This window comes from Maribellus comscasis (genome assembly GCF_009762775.1).
GTDB classification, from domain to species: domain Bacteria; phylum Bacteroidota; class Bacteroidia; order Bacteroidales; family Prolixibacteraceae; genus Draconibacterium; species Draconibacterium comscasis.
In genome coordinates this window covers 1,169,860-1,186,656 of record NZ_CP046401.1, presented here as the reverse complement: position 1 = coordinate 1,186,656, position 16,797 = coordinate 1,169,860, and the positions used below count along the sequence as shown (strand labels likewise).

The window sequence follows — 16,797 nt, the reverse complement described above, 5'->3', positions numbered from 1 at the left end:
TTTTTTAGTTAATTATTTTATATGCTACCACATGATTATCATAAAATGTTGGTACCAAAATTAAGTCGTATTTCGATGCAAAATCAATGTCAGCCGTATTTATTTCCTCGGCTGTTGAATCCAGGAGTTTGCTTGTTTGCCCATTTTGATTGATAAAAATACGTCCCGGCCAGTTCGAGAATACTAAATCACCATCATTATTTTTCTCCAGTCCGTCAACACCACCGGTGTCTTCAATAATGGAGTTGATCTTTTGTGTCAGAATGTCAATTTCGTAAATATTGGTGTCGCCAACATATAATTTTCCTTTTTCAGTAAACAGGCCGTTTGGCGATACGAAAGGTTCTCCTGCCATCCAAACTTTAAATTCACCGTGGTTTAAAACATAAATTTTTGCTGTTTCAGAGTCCGATACAAAAATCATCCCGTTCATGCATACTGCAACGTCGTTTAAGAATTTAGCCCCTGCCGCTTCATATTTTTTTAAAATTTTCCCTCTTTCTATGTCTATCTCGACTAGTTGATCGATGTCAGATACATATAGTTTGCCATCAAAAATGGCCATCCCTTTAGGAGCATTTAGTTTTTTTATCCAGTATAAATCTTTTTCACTTCCGTCAGGATTTAAAATACTGATAAAGCCGTTTCCATCTTTTTCCAAGGGGTTACCATCAATGTTCGCGACATAAATTACATCGCTTTCAGCATCGTACAACACTGATTCAGGAGTTTTTAATTCCGCTTTGGTTTCCCAGACCTTTTCCAATTTTATTGCATTGGAAGAAAAAATACAAAAACTAAAAATAAAGGTTAAAATGATTAAGATTGCTTTCATGGTTAAATCATTATATATTTAACTCAAAAGTTACTAAGTTTCAAACCATTTAGCAAATGAAAACTTTTTTGTTAAAATGTTTTCTGGAAAATACAATTAAAAATGAAAAATTTGTTTCTTTATTTACTCCTGTTTAGTAGTACTTTAGTGGGTTTCGCCCAGGATACCGAAGATTGGAAAAAATTATATGTTGGAACTTTTACTTCGGAGGGTGCGGAGGGAATTTATCTCTGTAATTTTAATCTTAAAACCGGAGATATTCAGCTCGAAAAAACGTTTAAAGCAATCGACGATCCTTCCTTTTTGAAAATTTCTCCTGATAAAAAATACATCTATGTTGCCGGAAGGGCGAGCGACAAAATTGAAAAAAACGGGGGATATATTTACGCTTATAAAATTGAAAAAAATGGTGACATTTTATTTTTAAACAAACAGCTTTCGCACGGTAAGGATCCGTGTCATGTAGATGTTTCAGCGGATGGTAAGTTTGTTGCCGTTGCGAATTACACCAGCGGAACAACAGCGCTGTATCCGGTGGCCCAAGACGGGACAGTAAACCCTGCGTGCTCGGTAAATCGAAATGAAGGTTCAGGTCCCGATAAATCACGACAAGCATCGCCTCATGCACATTCCATAAAATTTTCGCCGTTTGATTCAAGTGTTTTTTCTGCCGATTTAGGAACTGACCAGCTTGATATTTTTTTACTAAAAAACAAAAAGTTGACAGAAGCTGAACAGAAGTTTGTGAAAATACCTGAGGGTTCAGGGCCACGTCATTTTGATTTTCACCCTAATGGGGAAATAATCTACGTTATTAATGAATTAAATTCAACGGTTTCTGTTGTGAAAAATCAAAATAACGAATGGAAGGTTGTTCAGAATATTTCTTCATTGCCTGGTGATTTTGCAGCGGAAAGTTATTGTGCCGATGTGCACATTTCCAATGACGCTCGTTTTTTGTATGGCTCAAACCGGGGGCACAATTCTATAACTGTTTTTGCAATAGACGATTTAACGCAGAACTTGGCATTCAAAGGAGCCGTCAGTGTGGAAGGGAACTGGCCACGCAACTTTACTTTAAGTCCTGACAATAAATTTATGTTGGTAGCCAATCAGCGTAGCGGGAATATTACTGTTTTTAAAATAAATGAAGAAACCGGATTTCCGGAGTTTACCGGAAAACAAATTCAACTTCCGGCACCTGTTTGTTTGGAATTTCTTAACTAAATTTTGTGCTAATCAGTTTTATAAATTCACCGCGGGTCGCTTCTTTTTGAAATGCACCCGTAAAATCAGATGTTGTGGTAATAGAGTGTTGTTTTTGTATCCCCCGCATTTGCATGCAGAGATGTTGTGCCTCAATTACAACAGCTACTCCAAGGGGTTTCAATGTGTCCTGAATACAGTCCTTTATCTGCGAGGTTAACCGTTCCTGTACTTGTAGCCGGCGTGAAAAAACGTCGACAACACGTGCAATTTTACTCAAGCCGGTAATTGTTCCGTTAGGAATATATGCTACATGTGCTTTCCCAAAAAAAGGTAAAAGGTGGTGTTCGCACATGGAATATATTTCAATATCTTTTACAATTACCATTTGCCGGTAGTCTTCTTTAAACATCGCCGATTTTAAGATTTCAACCGGATCGGTTTTGTATCCCTGTAATAAAAACTGCATTGATTTTGCTACTCGCTCCGGAGTTTTATCCAAACCTTCTCTAAAAATATCTTCACCAATTAATGAAAGTATATTCTTGTAGTTTTTTGAAAGTTCTTTGGTGATGGTTTCATCAAAATTTTCAATCTTTTCGTAGCCGTTAGAAGTATCAATTTTAGGCGAACACATAATATTACAAATAAAAATTTAACACAAAGATTAACTTTTTTTCATAAAATCAGTAAGAAAGGTTGTACGCTTTTCGTAAATGGAAAATTTTACCAGTTTTTAACTATGAAGATTTTAATTGTAGCGGCTACCTGGATGGAGGTAAAATTGTTAATCGATGAATTCGATTTTGTAGCAGAGAAAACTCACTTTTTATATGAATATCAACTGGCAGGAAATAGAATTGATGTATTGATTGCCGGCATTGGAACAACCTTTGCAACTTTTCATTTAACAACCACATTGCAGAAAACCAGTTATCATTTGGTTTTGAACGTTGGCGTTGCTGCAAGTTTTACAAACGATTTAAAAATAGGAGAGGTTGTAAATGTAATTTCGGAAGAATTCGCCGACCTCGGAGTTGAGGAGAAGAGACAGTTTTTGACTCTTTTTGAGTCGGGATTTATGGAAGGAAATGAGTTTCCTTTTGAAAATGGGATTTTAAAAGCAACTCCTTCCAATGGATTGATGAACCTTAATAAAGTACGTGGAATTACAGCAAATAAGAGTCATGGAGAAAATTCGAGTATAGCAGCCTTAAAGGCAAAATTCTCGGCTCATGTCGAGTCAACAGAAGGAGCAGCAGTTCTGTATGTTTGTATTTGGTACGGAATTCCGTGTTATGAAATAAGAGCCATCTCAAACTATGTAGCACCCCGGGAAGTTGCTCAATGGAATATACCTCTTGCTTTGGAAAATCTAAAAACATCAGTTTTGGAAGTTTTGACGAAAGTCACTATTGCAGTTCACTGATTTTTTTAATTTTGTGGTCGTTTTCTTTAGGATATTTTTCTTGTCAGAGTTTTTATCATGAAGAAACCGAAAAAAAAATTAGAATTTTCTAAACATTTGGGCAATAAACCAGAATAATGCAAGTTTTAATTACAGCCAAATTTCAGAAAACAGAGATAATTGCTGTACCAGACAAACCGCTTAGATAAATGATAGTTATTACAGGAGCAGCCGGATTTATCGGCAGTTATTTAGTTGGGAAGCTCAATCAGGCAGGTTACAACGACCTTATTTTGGTTGACAGAATGGATGACCCTCTAAAAGATTTAAATATTCTTCAGAAGAAGTATCGGAAATTTATAGACCGTGACAACTTTTTTAAATGGTTGATAAAACATTCTTCAGAAGTGGATTTTATATTCCATTTGGGAGCCAGAACCGATACAGTGGGGCAGGAGCCTGAGTTATACCAACAGTTGAATGTTATTTATTCGCAGCGGCTCTGGAATATATGTGCAGAGATTCAGGTGCCGCTTTTGTATGCTTCTTCAGCTGCAACTTACGGAAATGCCGAAGATGGTTTTTCTGATTCACATTTAAGGATTCCTAATCTTCGTCCGCTAAATTTATATGGCTGGTCGAAGCACGATTTTGACGTGTGGGCTTTAAAACAAACACACACTCCTCCTTTCTGGGCAGGGATGAAATTTTTTAATGTTTATGGCCCCAATGAATATCATAAAAAGCGGATGGCTTCTGTTGTTTTGCATGCATATCAAAAGATTAGGGAAACCGGGAAAATGAAATTGTTCCGCTCGCATCATAAAGATTACAGAGATGGTGAGCAGCTTCGCGATTTTGTATACGTAGATGATATTGCGGATGTAATGATTCATTTTATGGAGACACAGGAAAATCCCGGAATTTATAATGTTGGAACAGGTCATGCACGCACTTTCCTTGATTTAACGCGTTCTGTTTTTGATAGTATGAAATTGAACCCTGAAATTTCATTTATTGACACTCCTGTTGAGTTGCGGGGAAGATACCAGTATTTCACTGAAGCTGATATTCATAAACTCAGGGAAATTGGCTATACAAAAGCATTTACAGAGCTGGAGGAAGGTGTGGAGAATTATGTCGGGAAGTATTTGCTGGCCGATACATGTTATTAATTTTCAATTTGTTCTCAAACTCAATTATTTTTATTTAGATCGAATAGTTCTATTTTTATAGAAAATATTCAGAATGAGAAAAATTCTCTTTCATGTCATCTTCTTCATAATTATCGCAGGAGATCTGAGCGGAAAGTGGTTTCAACTTGAGAAATTGGATTATATTTTCAAACCTCTGATTATGGTTTGGATTGCCGGATTCTTTCTTCTTTACAGCCGCAATGTTGACAGAAAAGTGGTGCAATTTGCAGTTTTTGCTTTTTTATTTTCATGGTTTGGCGATATTCTGCTGATGTTTGGCAACGACAGATTCTTGTTTTTTGTTCTCGGCCTGGCAGCTTTTCTGATAGCTCAAATTATATACATAAGTCTGTTTTTGCATACAATCAATCTTTCAGGTAAAAAGCCTTTTTTAAAGAAAAGACCATTTTGGCTGATTGCTTATATTGCTTACGGACTTATAATCTATATTTTATTGTTTGAGCAGTTGGATGCGATTTTGAGAGTGGCTGTTTTTGTTTATATGCTTGCTCTTTTGGGAATGTCGGTGATGGCATTAAACCGTTTTGGAAATGGGCATCCTGTCAGTTTTAGTTTGGTTTTTTCCGGTTCGGTTTTATTTGTTTTGTCCGATACTATGATTGCGATAAATAAGTTTCTTGTGACAATCCCCTATGAAGGGATTTTTATAATGGTGACTTACATCGGAGCACAGTATCTGATAATGACCGGACTTTTGAAACAATATGAATAAAAAATCCCGGCTGGAAACCGGAAATCCCTATTTTATAAATTGTTTTAAGATGTTCTGATTTTTGAGCTTAGAAATCTGTCAATAAATACCAGAAAAGAAGATGCCAAAAGGATGCCGGCGATACTAAGCGGTACAGATCCTATTCTCTGAAAGAAATTTTCGTAATCCTGGGTAACCGTATTTGTATTTAGTCCCGGAATATATTTTCCAAGTCCGCCGGTATCACCTCCCGCCGATGAAAATACAAACATTGCTGCAAAGAGAGCAATAAATAAGGCCAGTATTATCCAAAATCCTTTTCCAAGAACCTTTTCCCGTTTTGCCTTTTCAAGAAGAGATTCTTCATGGAAGATTCTGTTCATCACATTCAATGAAAAATCAGTACCGGGCGACTCCAGTTTTACTGATTTTAATACCGATTTCAATTTTTTATCTTCTTCAAAGGTTTTCATAATATCGTATAAATTTCTTCTTTTAACATGTCATTCAAAATTGTATAAAGCTTTTTTCTTGCTCTGAACAATTTTACTTTCGCATTACTTTCCGAAATACGAGTCACTTTGCTAATTTCCTCAATACTTTGGTCTTCAAAATAGTAAAGTAAAACAAGTGTATATTCATCTTCGGGAAGTTTTTCCAACGCGGCTTTTATGTATTTTTCCCTGTTTTCTTCGGGAAGTCCGTCAAGGTTGAAATCACTGTCATCGTCTTTAATTTCAATATCGTCGGTGGAAGCAAAATGTATTTTCCTTTTCCTGACCTCCGATATGCAATTATTATAAGTGATCCGGTAGAGCCAGGTAGAAAACTTTGCTTTTCCTTTAAACGTATGCAACGATTTAAAAGCTTTTATAAAACTTTCCTGTGCCATTTCTTCGGCATCTTCACGATTTTTAAGAACTTTCAGTGCAATGGAAAAAACAATATCCTTATATTTTTCAACAATATAAGAGTAATATTGGGTTTGCCCGTTTTTTACCTTTTCAATATAGTAAATATCGTGTTTACTTTCCATCTGTCACTTTGACGAAAAAATAGTTTTCCGGTTACAATAAAATTACAAAAAAAAGAATTTTGTAAAAAAGTGTAACCGCAAAAACAAAGTTGCGTCCAAAAGGCAGAAAACGAAAAAATAAACATTTAAAAACAGAATATCATGGAAGGAATATTTGTACCAATAGGATTTTTTCTGGCACTGTTTGCCATTTTGTATGTGTACTGGACTACAAGGACAAAAGAACGTCTGGCTTTAATTGACAAAGGGGCAGATGCCAGTATTTTTAAGGGCGGTGAATCAAAATACGCGTTGTTAAAATGGGGTATATTTATGATTGCTCTTGCCGTAGGTGTAATTACCGGCTACGCTTTGTCAGGGGTAATTGACGAAGTTGCAGCATTTTTTACAATGATACTGTTTTGCGGAGGTTTGGGCTTAATTGTTGCATACCTTGTAACCAGTGCGTTGTTAAAGAAAGAGTAAGTTGTAAAAACACATAGGAAAACGACGGACATATTCTTTGTCCGTCGTTTTTTTTATTCGGTGTAATACTCAATCACTTTTTTTATCGCTTCAGAACAAACGGGGCAGAACTTTCCGGCTTCATTACTTTTCATTCTGCAGTCAATGTGCGGGCTGTAAATTCCTTTACTCAAATATCCACCTCCTTCATAAACTCCTACAGTATTCCTGTATTTTGACTCTCTGGGGGTAGGTATCGGTGTTGATTTATTAATTAATTTTTTCCATTTCGAATCGAAATCAACAAGTGTAGTAAGGTTCGGTTCCCAGGGTTCAGTTTCAAGGTTGTAGAAATCTTCATATGCGACTGTTGAGGTGTAGTATTCATCGCCCAGACCAGCAAAGCCATGACCAAATTCATGCACAAAAACTTCTTTTGTTAATGCATTGTCTGCTGTGCAAACGGTAATAAAGTTGTAAAATCCGCCTCCGCCATATCTTTCAGTATTCACCAGCATGTATATTTGATCGTAGGGAACCTGGGCGGCGGCATCATAAACGGTTTTCATATCGCTGGTGGTCAGGTATCTTGGCAGATCAAATGTGTAGAAGGTGGAATTAAAGAAGGTGTTATGATAAACACCTTCTCCGGGAATGTCCGTTCCTGATTCAACCGAAGGTGTAAAAACAGCTTTGATGTTAAAGCTTTCTTTCTCTGATTTGAACGGCTCTTCATCCAAAAGACAGGCGCTTACCCGTTTCGCATCTTCAATAAACTTGTTCATTTCGCTTTTTGTATAACCTTCGGCGAGAATTACCAGATCAACTTTTTGTGATGATTTTCCGTTTTTTAAAACATCAAAAACTTCGAAAGACGTTGGCGTTTCTTTCTGAATAAAATAGTTGTCGGGAGCGATTTCTGACGAATAAAGTGTTTTAAAAGTTCCATCCCACTGTCTTGCGTCAATATCAATTCTGAAATTTTTCTTTGGAAAAGGAAATATGGCAGCCTGGTAGAATGTTTTTGTTGTAGTTTTTGCCTCAGCTGTTGTTTGCCACTCCTGGAAGAGCGTACTAAATCCTTTGGAGAAAATAAGGCTGTCTGATTTGATATCAAAAATTCGGAAACGATAAGAGCCATAGTTAAACGGATCAATTAAGTTGGTTTTTGAACCTGCCCAAAAAGGTTCCTGTTTCATTTGTTGGGGAAAAACAGTTACTTCTTTGTTATTTCCTCCCAGCAAAAAATCAAAACGAAATGATTTATTTATAAAATATTTTTGATAATCTACCTGCGCATTGGTAAAACAAGGAACAAACAGGATAAAAAGAAGAATCTTCAATTTCATGTCAGATGCATTTACTATTTTTGGGTGAAAATAAGAAATATCAACAGACCAGAACATGAGAACTGTCTATAAATTTTTGTTGGATCATTTGAGAGACCTGGAAGGCCTAAGTTTTTTTGCCAAACCCATTTCGGTAATAGTCTGTATAATTATTATTGTTTTGGCCGCTGGTCTGGCGCATCTTATTACCCGTAAGATTTTATTGCAGATTGTATCCAGAATCGCAAAAAGAACAAAAACGACCTGGGATGACATTCTTGTAAAAAATAAGGTTTTCAAAGGATTGGCTCATTTGGCACCGGCTTTTATTTTTTATTTTACCTCTAATTTTGCCTATCCGGTGCTTCATCAGGAGTTAAGCGAGTTGGATCCATCGGTAGTTGAGATTCTTTCTCAGGATTATTATTTATCGCTGGCCGGAATATTGTTAAAATTAACGCAGGTTTATTTTACACTTATAATAGTTTTTGTGTCCAATTCGTTTTTAAATGCCGTTTTGGAAATTTACGATACAACCGATTATTCTCATCATCGCCCGATAAAAGGGTACATTCAACTGGTTAAGATTTTTGTGTTTTTTATGTCAGGGATCTTAATTATCGCCGTATTGTTGGAGAAAGACGTAACAGGCCTACTTGCCGGGCTTGGAGCTATGGCAGCTGTTTTACTGCTGGTTTTTAAAGATACCATTCTGGGCTTTGTGGCTTCTATACAACTTTCTGCAAACGATATGGTGAAAATAGGAGACTGGATTGAAATGAAAAGCCGGGGGGCAGATGGAACAGTGATTGATATCACGCTGAATACAGTAAAGGTGCAAAACTGGGATAAAACCATTTCAACGATTCCAACTTATTCTCTGGTCGCTGAGTCGTTTAATAATTGGAAAGGCATGGAGGAGTCGGGTGGAAGAAGGATAAAACGTTCTGTGAATATAGACATGGCAAGTATCAGGTTTTGTGATACAGATATGTTAAACCGCTTTGAAAAATTTGAAATAATTCGTGACTATGTCAAGCAAAAAGAAAGTGAAATAACAGATTACAACACCAGCAAGCATATCTCAGAGGAAGATGTTATTAGCCGGCGCCGTCAAACCAATGTCGGTATTTTTAGGAAATACTTGGAAGTGTATCTTCACAATCATCCGATGATTCGTCAGGACCTCACATTTTTGGTTCGGCAGCTGCACCCAACCAGTAAAGGATTGCCTATTGAGATTTATGTTTTTAGCAAGGATATTGTCTGGGCAAACTATGAGGCAATTCAGGCTGATATTTTTGATCATATTCTGGCTGTTGTTCCGGAGTTTGAACTCAAAGTTTTTCAGGAACCAACAGGAGCAGATATTTCAAGAGCGATTTCCAGGATCTAAATCAGATTGCGCAACTTTTAACTATATTTGGTACAGGAAATTACAATTTGTAACAATTGTCATGTTTTAAAGCATTGTAATTTATAAATTGCCAAAAATTTCTACATTTGTTTAATAATTTGTAACCGGATAATTACAGAAAGTTGAAATGAATACAAAAGAATACCTTGAGCAGGCGGCGGATATTGACGAACTGGATGAAAAGATTTTGAAGTTAATAACTAAAAATGCAAGAATTCCCTTTTTGGAGGTGGCAAGAGAATGTGGGGTTTCAGGTGCAGCTATTCACCAAAGAGTACAGCGGTTATTAAATATTGGGGTTGTTTCAGGGAGCGAATTTGTTGTTAATCCGCAGAAATTGGGATACAATACCTGTGCTTACATGGGAATTTATCTCGATAAGGCTAAGTTTCACACTCAGGTAGTTGAGGCATTACGTAATATTCCGGAAGTAGTGGAATGCCATTATGTAACGGGGCAATATGCCATATTTGTAAAAATTCAAACAAAAACAAATAAACATCTTAAACAGTTAATCGATCAGGAATTGCAAGATGTTGAAGGGATAGCACGAACAGAAACTTTTATTTCACTGGAAATGGATTTTAAAAGACAAGTTCCTATAAAATAAGAAAGCCGGGCATTCCCCGGCTTTCTTATTTTTCTGTTGATATTCTTATTCTTCTTTATAAACAAAATCATAAGATTCATCATGCTGGCTGATATCAAGGCCAATTTTTTCGCCATGAGGCGAGATTCTCAGCGGAACGATTAAATCTGTTATTTTATACATTAAAATAGATCCTCCAAAAGTAAAAACGCCAACTATAACAAGCGCAAGCAGGTGGAACAGGAATGTTGTAATGTGCCCGTGTATTAAGCCTACTTCGTTAGCAAAAACTGCTGTAGCCAACATCCCGACGATGCCGCCCATACCGTGTGCCGGGAATACATCGAGTGTATCGTCCAGCATTGATTTAGTTCTGAGTGCGATAGCATAATTACTAATTATCGCGGCGATAACACCAATAAAGATGCTTGAGCCAACATTTACAAAACCTGCAGCCGGAGTGATGGCCACAAGTCCTACGACCAAACCAATAGCTGCACCAACGGCCGATGGTTTTTTCCCTTTTGCAGCATCAAAAAATATCCAGGTTAGCATGGCAGCAGCCGACGCGGTATTGGTGTTTACCAGGGCTGTTGCCGCAACTGAGTCAGCTGCAAGAGCAGAACCGGCATTAAATCCGAACCAACCAAACCAAAGCATACCAGCCCCCAACAAAATATAGGGGATATTGGCTGGCTTAAATTCTTTGTGAGCATCTTTTCTCCTTCCCAAGAACATGGCTCCGGCCAATGCTGCAAAACCTGCCGACATATGTACAACAGTGCCTCCTGCAAAATCAAGTACTCCCCAATTTCTGAGAAATCCATTTGGATGCCAGGTCCAGTGTGCCAGTGGCGCATAAATAAATATTACAAACAAACACATAAATAACATATAAGCCCTGAATCTTACCCTTCCTGCAAAAGAACCAGTAATTAAGGCCGGAGTTATTATTGCAAATTTTAGTTGAAACATAGCAAAAACTGCAAGTGGAAATGTGGGAGCCAGATCCGGATCGGTTCCTCCGCCAACTCCTCTAAACATAAAGAAAGTCGCAGGATTACCAAAGAGACCAAATCCTTCAGGGCCAATACTGTCGCCAAAAGCTATACTAAAACCCACAATTACCCATAAAACGCTAACAATACCCATGGCTATAAAACTTTGAAGCATGGTAGAAATAATATTTCTGGGTTGCACCATGCCGCCATAAAAAAATGCGAGACCCGGAGTCATTAATAACACAAGACCTGTTGCGGTTAACATCCAGGCAGTATCACCCGCAACCAGGTTTGAATAGTCTTGTTCTCCCATACCGGTAGGAATTACTACGCCTAAGAGCGCAGCAATAACGAGGAGGCCAAGAATTAGCCACCAACTAACTTTGTTTTTCATTATAATATAAATTTAAATTGCTGTCTGTCTGATATTCAAACTTTCGTAAAAATATCAATCCACAAATAAAGCCAATAATTTTAAAGAAAATTGAAACTATAACGAAGTATTTGTTAACAATTTGATAACAACTTGGTAGTGGTTTAACATTCAGAGGGTATTATTTTCATATTGTTAGATTTTGCTGTCATGTAGACCTATTTATAGAATTTTTGTTTCTTTTTTGGTATTTTTGTTGGAAAATTGTAAAAACATGACACTGAGGAATAATTTGGACGAGGTTGATTTGAAGATATTGGATATAATCACCAGGAATGCGAGAATACCATTTAAAGATGTAGCCAAAGAAGTGGGGATATCAAGAGCTGCTGTTCATCAGCGCGTAAACAGAATGATTGAACTGGAGGTTATCACAGGCTCGGGGTATCATATAAATCCCAAAAAGGTTGATTTCAGAACCTGCACCTACATTGGAATTTTTTTGGAAAAGGGTGGACTTTTTTCGGAAGTCGTAAACCGGTTAAAATTGATTCCCGAGATTGTTGAATGTCATTATACCACTGGCGCATATGCCATTTTTATTAAGGTATATGCCAAAGACAACGAGCATTTAAAAACGATTTTGAGCGGAGAAATTCAAAAAATACCGGGTGTAGCCAGCACCGAGACTTTTATTTCTTTGGAAGAGTCATTTAAAAGAACTATCCCTGTTCATAGTTGAGACCGTTGACGAACAACTTCGTACATTATAATTGCTGCTGCAACTGAAACGTTGAGTGATTCAATTTTGCCTAAAATTGGTATCGTTAACTGTTCGTCGGTAAGTTGCAGGATTGGATTTGAAATCCCGGTGTCTTCGGAGCCCATAACAATAGCCAGGGGTATATTTAGTTTTGAATCAGAATATATCGTATTCGCCTTTTCGGTTGCAGCAACAATCTTTATTCCTGAGTTCTTGAGAAATTCGATTGTTTTTGCCAATCCCTGTACTTTACAAATTGGTACATGGTGGATAGCTCCGGCTGATGTTTTTACCGCATCGGCTCCAATTCTTGCCGTTCCCTTTTCCGGAATCACAATTGCGTTTACTCCTGCACATTCGGCCGACCGCACCATAGCCCCGAAGTTTCGGACATCGGTCACCTGGTCGAGAATTAAAATTAGGGGATCTTTCCCCGATTCGTAAATGCCGGGTAACAGTGTTTCGATATTATGGTATTCAATTGGGGATAAAAGTGCCAAAACACCTTGATGGTTTTTTCTGGTAATCCGGTTTATTTTTTCCAGAGGCACAAACTGAAATGGAATCTGCTCTTCTCTTACCAGTTGAAAAAGCTCCTGCGAAAGCTCATTCTTCAGCCCTTTTTTTAAAAATATTTTGTCAATGTGTCGATTGGTTTTTATTGCTTCAATTACCGCCCGGGTTCCAAAAACAAATTCATCTTTATTCATTACCATATTTTTTTTGCCTGCCAGCTTTCCAGCTTTTTTTGCTGTTGTTCCCAATTTTGCATCGTAATTTCAAGCTCGCTTTTTAAATCATTGTATTTTTCAAAAACCGAATGATCATCGAGATTTTCGGGTTGGGATAAAATTGCATCTAATTTAGCAATTTCTTCTTCCAACTCTGTGATTTTATTTTCGGTATTTTCCACCTGTTTTTCATACCTGGAGATGGTTTTATTTATTTCTTTTTTGTCTTCAAAACTAATTTCATCAGCAGATGAATTTATCTGTACTGTGCTTCTTGAACTGGAGTTGTTTTTTACTTCCAGTTCTTTTAACGATTCTATTTTCTTTTTTTGAAGAAAATCATAGATGCCTCCAAGATGTTGTTTGATTTTTTTATTTCTGAATTCATAGACACAATTGACCAGTCCATCCAGAAAATCGCGATCGTGGGAAACAACCAAAACTGTCCCCGAAAAATCAGCAAGGGCGTTTTTTAAGATTTCTTTTGATTTCATATCCAGATGGTTGGTTGGCTCATCAAGGATTAAAAAATTAACAGGCTCCAGCATCAGTCGTATCATGGCCAAACGCGATTTTTCACCTCCGCTTAATACTTTCACTTTTTTATCAATGTCCTCGCCAGGAAAGAGAAAAGCGCCCAGGATATCTCTGATTTTTGTTCTTACATCGCCAACAGCAATTTCATCAATGGTTTCAAAAACCGTTAATTCATTATTTAGCAATTGGGCCTGGTTCTGTGCAAAATATCCGATTTTTACATTGTGCCCCAATGTAAAGTCTCCCTGGTATCCCAATTCATTCATGATAATCCGGGCGAGCGTGGTTTTGCCTTCCCCGTTTCGTCCAACAAAAGCTACTTTTTCGCCCTTTTCGATGTATAAATCTACATTGTCAAGAACCAAATGATTGTCATATTTTTTACTGATGTGTTTTGCTTTTACAATATCTCTCCCTGAGTGTGGCGCAGGGGGAAACTTTATATTTATTTTTGATTTGTCCTCTTCTTCTATTTCAATCCTGTCGAGTTTTTCAAGTTGTTTTATTCTCGACTGAACCTGCACGGCTTTAGTTGCTTTGTATCTAAATCGTTCAATAAATTTCTCCGTATCGTCGATTAACTTCTGTTGGTTTCTGTATGCTGCCAGTTGAATTTCTTTCTGCTCATTTTTCCAGTTTACAAAAGAGGAATAGTTCATTTTCTGGTCATTTATTTTTCCCAGTGTTATTTCAATTGTACGGTTGCAAACTGCATCAAGAAATGCCCTATCGTGTGAGACTAAAACAACTGCGCCTTTATAATTTTTCAAAAAATCTTCAAGCCACTGAATCGATTCGATATCCAGGTGGTTGGTTGGCTCATCCAGAAGAAATACATCGGGTTTTTTTAACAGAAGTTTTGCAAGTTCTACACGCATTCGCCAGCCACCGCTAAATTCTGAAGTAGGCCGGTCAAAATCACTTCTTTCAAATCCGAGGCCCAGGAGTGTTTGTTCCAATTCAGCTTCATAGTTTTCCCCACCAAGTATTGAATACCTTTCGTTGAGTTCCGTTAATTTATCTAAATTTCTTAAATACTCCGGCGAGTGATAGTCTTCGCTCTCAGCAATCTCCTGGTTTGTTTTTGTTATTTCTTTTTCAAGGCTGATTATTTTGTCAAATGCGAGGGTTGTCTCTTCAATTAGTGTTCGGGTGTCAGTAATATGCATCTGCTGCGGCAAATAGCCGAGAGTAGTATCCCTGGGCAAAGTAACCGTTCCCGATGAAGGTTTTTCAATTCCCGTGATTAATTTGAGTAAAGTTGTTTTACCCGCACCATTTTTGCCTACCAGTCCGATTCTGTCTTTGGGATTGATTAGAAAACTTATTTCTCTAAACAAATCAAAACCGCCAAAATTTAAATATATTTTATCAAGTGAAATCATAAAGAATATTGAAAAGTTGCCAAAGATAATGATTAAAGATGAATTGTGAGAGATGAATGTAAAAGGCAAAAAAATTACCCTTACGGGTAAAAAGAAGGAAGGGGAAAGCACTATGGACGCTTTTTGAAGATGATTGATGATTTACAAACCCCTAAACACAAAACCAATCATAAATACAGAAGTCGCTTTCCCCTATAAAGTTTTATTTATTGAAAATAAAACCAACCATTAAATCAGTTCAAAGATAAGTAAAAAACTTTCATACGAACAAATCAATCATAATTAAAAAATGTGTAAAAGACAGTAAGTCGGGTGGTTTTCTCATTTTGGGAAGGTCATTTTTCATATGGGAATCAAATTGGGAATAATTTCAAAAGAAATTTAGGTAAAGAGTTTATATTTGCCAAAAAAGAAAGTGGGAAGAAAAAGAAAGAAGCCTTTATATGAAAAGGTTAAAATAGAAGATATCGGATCTGAAGGTAAAGCTCTTGCGAGAGTTGGGGATAAAGTGGTTTTCACACGCTTGGTTGTTCCCGGAGATGTTGTTGATTTGCAGGTTACCAAAAAACGGAAGAGATACGAGGAAGCTTTTGTAACAAAGGTTCATGAATATTCAAAAGACAGAGTGGATGCTTTTTGCGAACATTTTGGTACTTGTGGAGGATGTAAATGGCAGTTCTTACCCTATAAGAAACAACTGTTCTACAAGGAAAACCAGGTCAGGGATCAGCTTAGACGAATCGGAAGGCTTGACTTACCCGGTGTTTCACCAATTCAGGGATCTGCAACTGATACTTTTTATCGGAACAAGCTGGAGTTTACTTTTTCCAATAAAAGATGGCTTTCGAACGATGAAATTAATTCTGAAAAAGAAGTCGGAAATCTGGATGCACTCGGTTTTCATGTTCCGGGCTTGTTTGATAAGGTAATAAATATAAAAAAATGCTGGTTACAGCCTGAACCGTCAAATAAAATAAGAAACTTTATATACAATTACGCGATTTCCAATTCTTTAGATTTTTTTGATATAAAAGAACAGGAGGGATTTTTGAGAACGATGATTGTTCGTACAAGTAGTACTGGAGAAGTGATGCTGATAGTATCTTTTTTTCACGAAGATGTGGATAAGAGAGAGAAGCTGCTTGAGGCTGTGAAAAAGCAGTTTCCTGGAATAACTTCGCTTATGTATGTAATTAATCAGAAAGGGAATGATACAATAACAGACCAGGAAATAGAAATTTTTGACGGTCGCGATTACATTTGGGAGGAGATGGAAGGACTTAAATTTAAAATTGGACCGAAGAGTTTCTATCAGACCAATTCAAAGCAGGCGTATGAATTGTATAAAGTTGCGCGCGATTTTGCACAGCTTACCGGAGCTGAAACAGTTTATGATTTATATACCGGGACCGGAACTATTGCAAATTTTTTGGCTGCAAATGCAAAAAGAGTGATTGGGATAGAATATGTTCCGGAGGCTATTGAAGATGCAAAAGTAAATTCAGAAATCAATGGTATTAATAATACTTCGTTTTTTGCAGGCGATATGAAAATGGTATTGAATGGTGGTTTTGTGTCAGAGCATGGGAAGCCTGATGTGATTATTACGGATCCGCCAAGAGCGGGCATGCATGCCGACGTGGTACATACCATTTTAAATATCAGACCGGAAAGAATTGTTTATGTTAGTTGTAATCCGGCGACTCAGGCGCGCGATCTGGCGATGATTTCAGACTATTATAAAATTCAAAAGGTGCAGCCGGTTGACATGTTTCCGCATACACATCATGTGGAAAACGTTGTTTTGATGGGGTTGAAATAATTGATAAAAAAAAA

General features: G+C 37.1%; 17 protein-coding genes. 9 read left to right on the top strand and 8 right to left on the bottom strand.

Annotated features, from left to right (window positions below; translation table 11 throughout):
- Window positions 1–4: 4 nt before the first annotated feature.
- A complete protein-coding gene (locus GM418_RS04895; RefSeq protein ID WP_158863728.1) occupies window positions 5–835 on the bottom strand; it encodes an NHL repeat-containing protein in 831 nt (276 codons plus the stop codon).
- Between the two features lie 102 nt (window positions 836–937).
- Here GM418_RS04895 and GM418_RS04890 point away from each other — a divergent pair, with 102 nt between their 5' ends.
- Window positions 938–2,062 (top strand): lactonase family protein, encoded by a 1,125-nt coding sequence (locus GM418_RS04890; protein ID WP_158863726.1) that lies wholly within the window; start codon window positions 938–940, stop codon window positions 2,060–2,062.
- Here GM418_RS04890 and folE read toward each other — a convergent pair.
- Window positions 2,055–2,678 carry a GTP cyclohydrolase I FolE gene (gene folE, locus GM418_RS04885; protein WP_158863724.1) on the bottom strand — a complete coding sequence of 208 codons (624 nt, stop codon included), beginning with the start codon at window positions 2,676–2,678 and terminating at the stop codon, window positions 2,055–2,057. The genes GM418_RS04890 and folE overlap by 8 nt on opposite strands.
- A gap of 105 nt (window positions 2,679–2,783) precedes the next feature.
- Here folE and mqnB point away from each other — a divergent pair, with 105 nt between their 5' ends.
- From mqnB to GM418_RS04870, 3 genes are all read left to right on the top strand, one after another.
- Window positions 2,784–3,470 carry a futalosine hydrolase gene (gene mqnB, locus GM418_RS04880; RefSeq protein ID WP_158863721.1) on the top strand — a complete coding sequence of 229 codons (687 nt, stop codon included), beginning with the start codon at window positions 2,784–2,786 and terminating at the stop codon, window positions 3,468–3,470.
- A gap of 188 nt (window positions 3,471–3,658) precedes the next feature.
- A complete protein-coding gene (gene rfaD, locus GM418_RS04875) occupies window positions 3,659–4,624 on the top strand; it encodes an ADP-glyceromanno-heptose 6-epimerase (protein WP_158863720.1) in 966 nt (321 codons plus the stop codon).
- 73 nt (window positions 4,625–4,697) lie between these two features.
- Window positions 4,698–5,378, top strand: coding sequence for a lysoplasmalogenase (locus GM418_RS04870; RefSeq protein ID WP_158863718.1), 681 nt, complete (start codon window positions 4,698–4,700; stop codon window positions 5,376–5,378).
- Between the two features lie 44 nt (window positions 5,379–5,422).
- Here GM418_RS04870 and GM418_RS04865 read toward each other — a convergent pair whose 3' ends face one another.
- Both GM418_RS04865 and GM418_RS04860 read right to left on the bottom strand, forming a co-directional pair.
- Window positions 5,423–5,830: a hypothetical protein gene (locus tag GM418_RS04865; RefSeq protein ID WP_158863715.1), complete on the bottom strand. Its 408-nt coding sequence runs from the start codon at window positions 5,828–5,830 to the stop codon at window positions 5,423–5,425.
- Window positions 5,827–6,393 carry an RNA polymerase sigma factor gene (locus tag GM418_RS04860; RefSeq protein ID WP_158863713.1) on the bottom strand — a complete coding sequence of 189 codons (567 nt, stop codon included), beginning with the start codon at window positions 6,391–6,393 and terminating at the stop codon, window positions 5,827–5,829. The genes GM418_RS04865 and GM418_RS04860 overlap by 4 nt, the downstream gene beginning before the upstream one ends.
- 141 nt (window positions 6,394–6,534) lie before the next feature.
- Between GM418_RS04860 and GM418_RS04855 the strand changes: the two genes are divergently transcribed.
- On the top strand, window positions 6,535–6,858 hold the full coding sequence (locus GM418_RS04855) for a DUF6249 domain-containing protein (protein ID WP_158863711.1): 324 nt from the start codon (window positions 6,535–6,537) through the stop codon (window positions 6,856–6,858).
- Between the two features lie 53 nt (window positions 6,859–6,911).
- Here the strand turns inward: GM418_RS04855 and GM418_RS04850 are convergent, their stop codons facing one another.
- Window positions 6,912–8,186: a M64 family metallopeptidase gene (locus GM418_RS04850; RefSeq protein ID WP_158863709.1), complete on the bottom strand. Its 1,275-nt coding sequence runs from the start codon at window positions 8,184–8,186 to the stop codon at window positions 6,912–6,914.
- A gap of 55 nt (window positions 8,187–8,241) precedes the next feature.
- Between GM418_RS04850 and GM418_RS04845 the strand changes: the two genes are divergently transcribed.
- Both GM418_RS04845 and GM418_RS04840 read left to right on the top strand, forming a co-directional pair.
- Window positions 8,242–9,561, top strand: a complete 1,320-nt coding sequence (locus GM418_RS04845) for a mechanosensitive ion channel family protein (RefSeq protein WP_158863707.1) — start codon at window positions 8,242–8,244, stop codon at window positions 9,559–9,561.
- A 148-nt stretch (window positions 9,562–9,709) separates the two neighbouring features.
- Window positions 9,710–10,192: an Lrp/AsnC family transcriptional regulator gene (locus GM418_RS04840; RefSeq protein ID WP_158863705.1), complete on the top strand. Its 483-nt coding sequence runs from the start codon at window positions 9,710–9,712 to the stop codon at window positions 10,190–10,192.
- A gap of 45 nt (window positions 10,193–10,237) precedes the next feature.
- Here the strand turns inward: GM418_RS04840 and GM418_RS04835 are convergent, their stop codons facing one another.
- A complete protein-coding gene (locus tag GM418_RS04835) occupies window positions 10,238–11,566 on the bottom strand; it encodes an ammonium transporter (protein WP_158863703.1) in 1,329 nt (442 codons plus the stop codon).
- 253 nt (window positions 11,567–11,819) lie between these two features.
- Here GM418_RS04835 and GM418_RS04830 point away from each other — a divergent pair, with 253 nt between their 5' ends.
- Window positions 11,820–12,287 (top strand): Lrp/AsnC family transcriptional regulator, encoded by a 468-nt coding sequence (locus GM418_RS04830; protein WP_158863701.1) that lies wholly within the window; start codon window positions 11,820–11,822, stop codon window positions 12,285–12,287.
- On the opposite strand, the gene rlmB is transcribed toward GM418_RS04830, so the two are convergent.
- Both rlmB and abc-f read right to left on the bottom strand, forming a co-directional pair.
- Complete coding sequence (gene rlmB, locus GM418_RS04825; RefSeq protein ID WP_158863699.1) at window positions 12,278–13,018, bottom strand: 23S rRNA (guanosine(2251)-2'-O)-methyltransferase RlmB; 741 nt, start codon at window positions 13,016–13,018, stop codon at window positions 12,278–12,280. The genes GM418_RS04830 and rlmB overlap by 10 nt on opposite strands.
- The gene (gene abc-f / locus GM418_RS04820; protein ID WP_158863697.1) at window positions 13,018–14,961 is read right to left on the bottom strand and encodes a ribosomal protection-like ABC-F family protein; all 1,944 of its coding nucleotides are present in this window, start codon (window positions 14,959–14,961) and stop codon (window positions 13,018–13,020) included. The genes rlmB and abc-f overlap by 1 nt, the downstream gene beginning before the upstream one ends.
- 415 nt (window positions 14,962–15,376) lie before the next feature.
- Here abc-f and rlmD point away from each other — a divergent pair, with 415 nt between their 5' ends.
- Window positions 15,377–16,783, top strand: a complete 1,407-nt coding sequence (gene rlmD / locus GM418_RS04815) for a 23S rRNA (uracil(1939)-C(5))-methyltransferase RlmD (protein ID WP_158863695.1) — start codon at window positions 15,377–15,379, stop codon at window positions 16,781–16,783.
- Window positions 16,784–16,797: the final 14 nt, after the last annotated feature.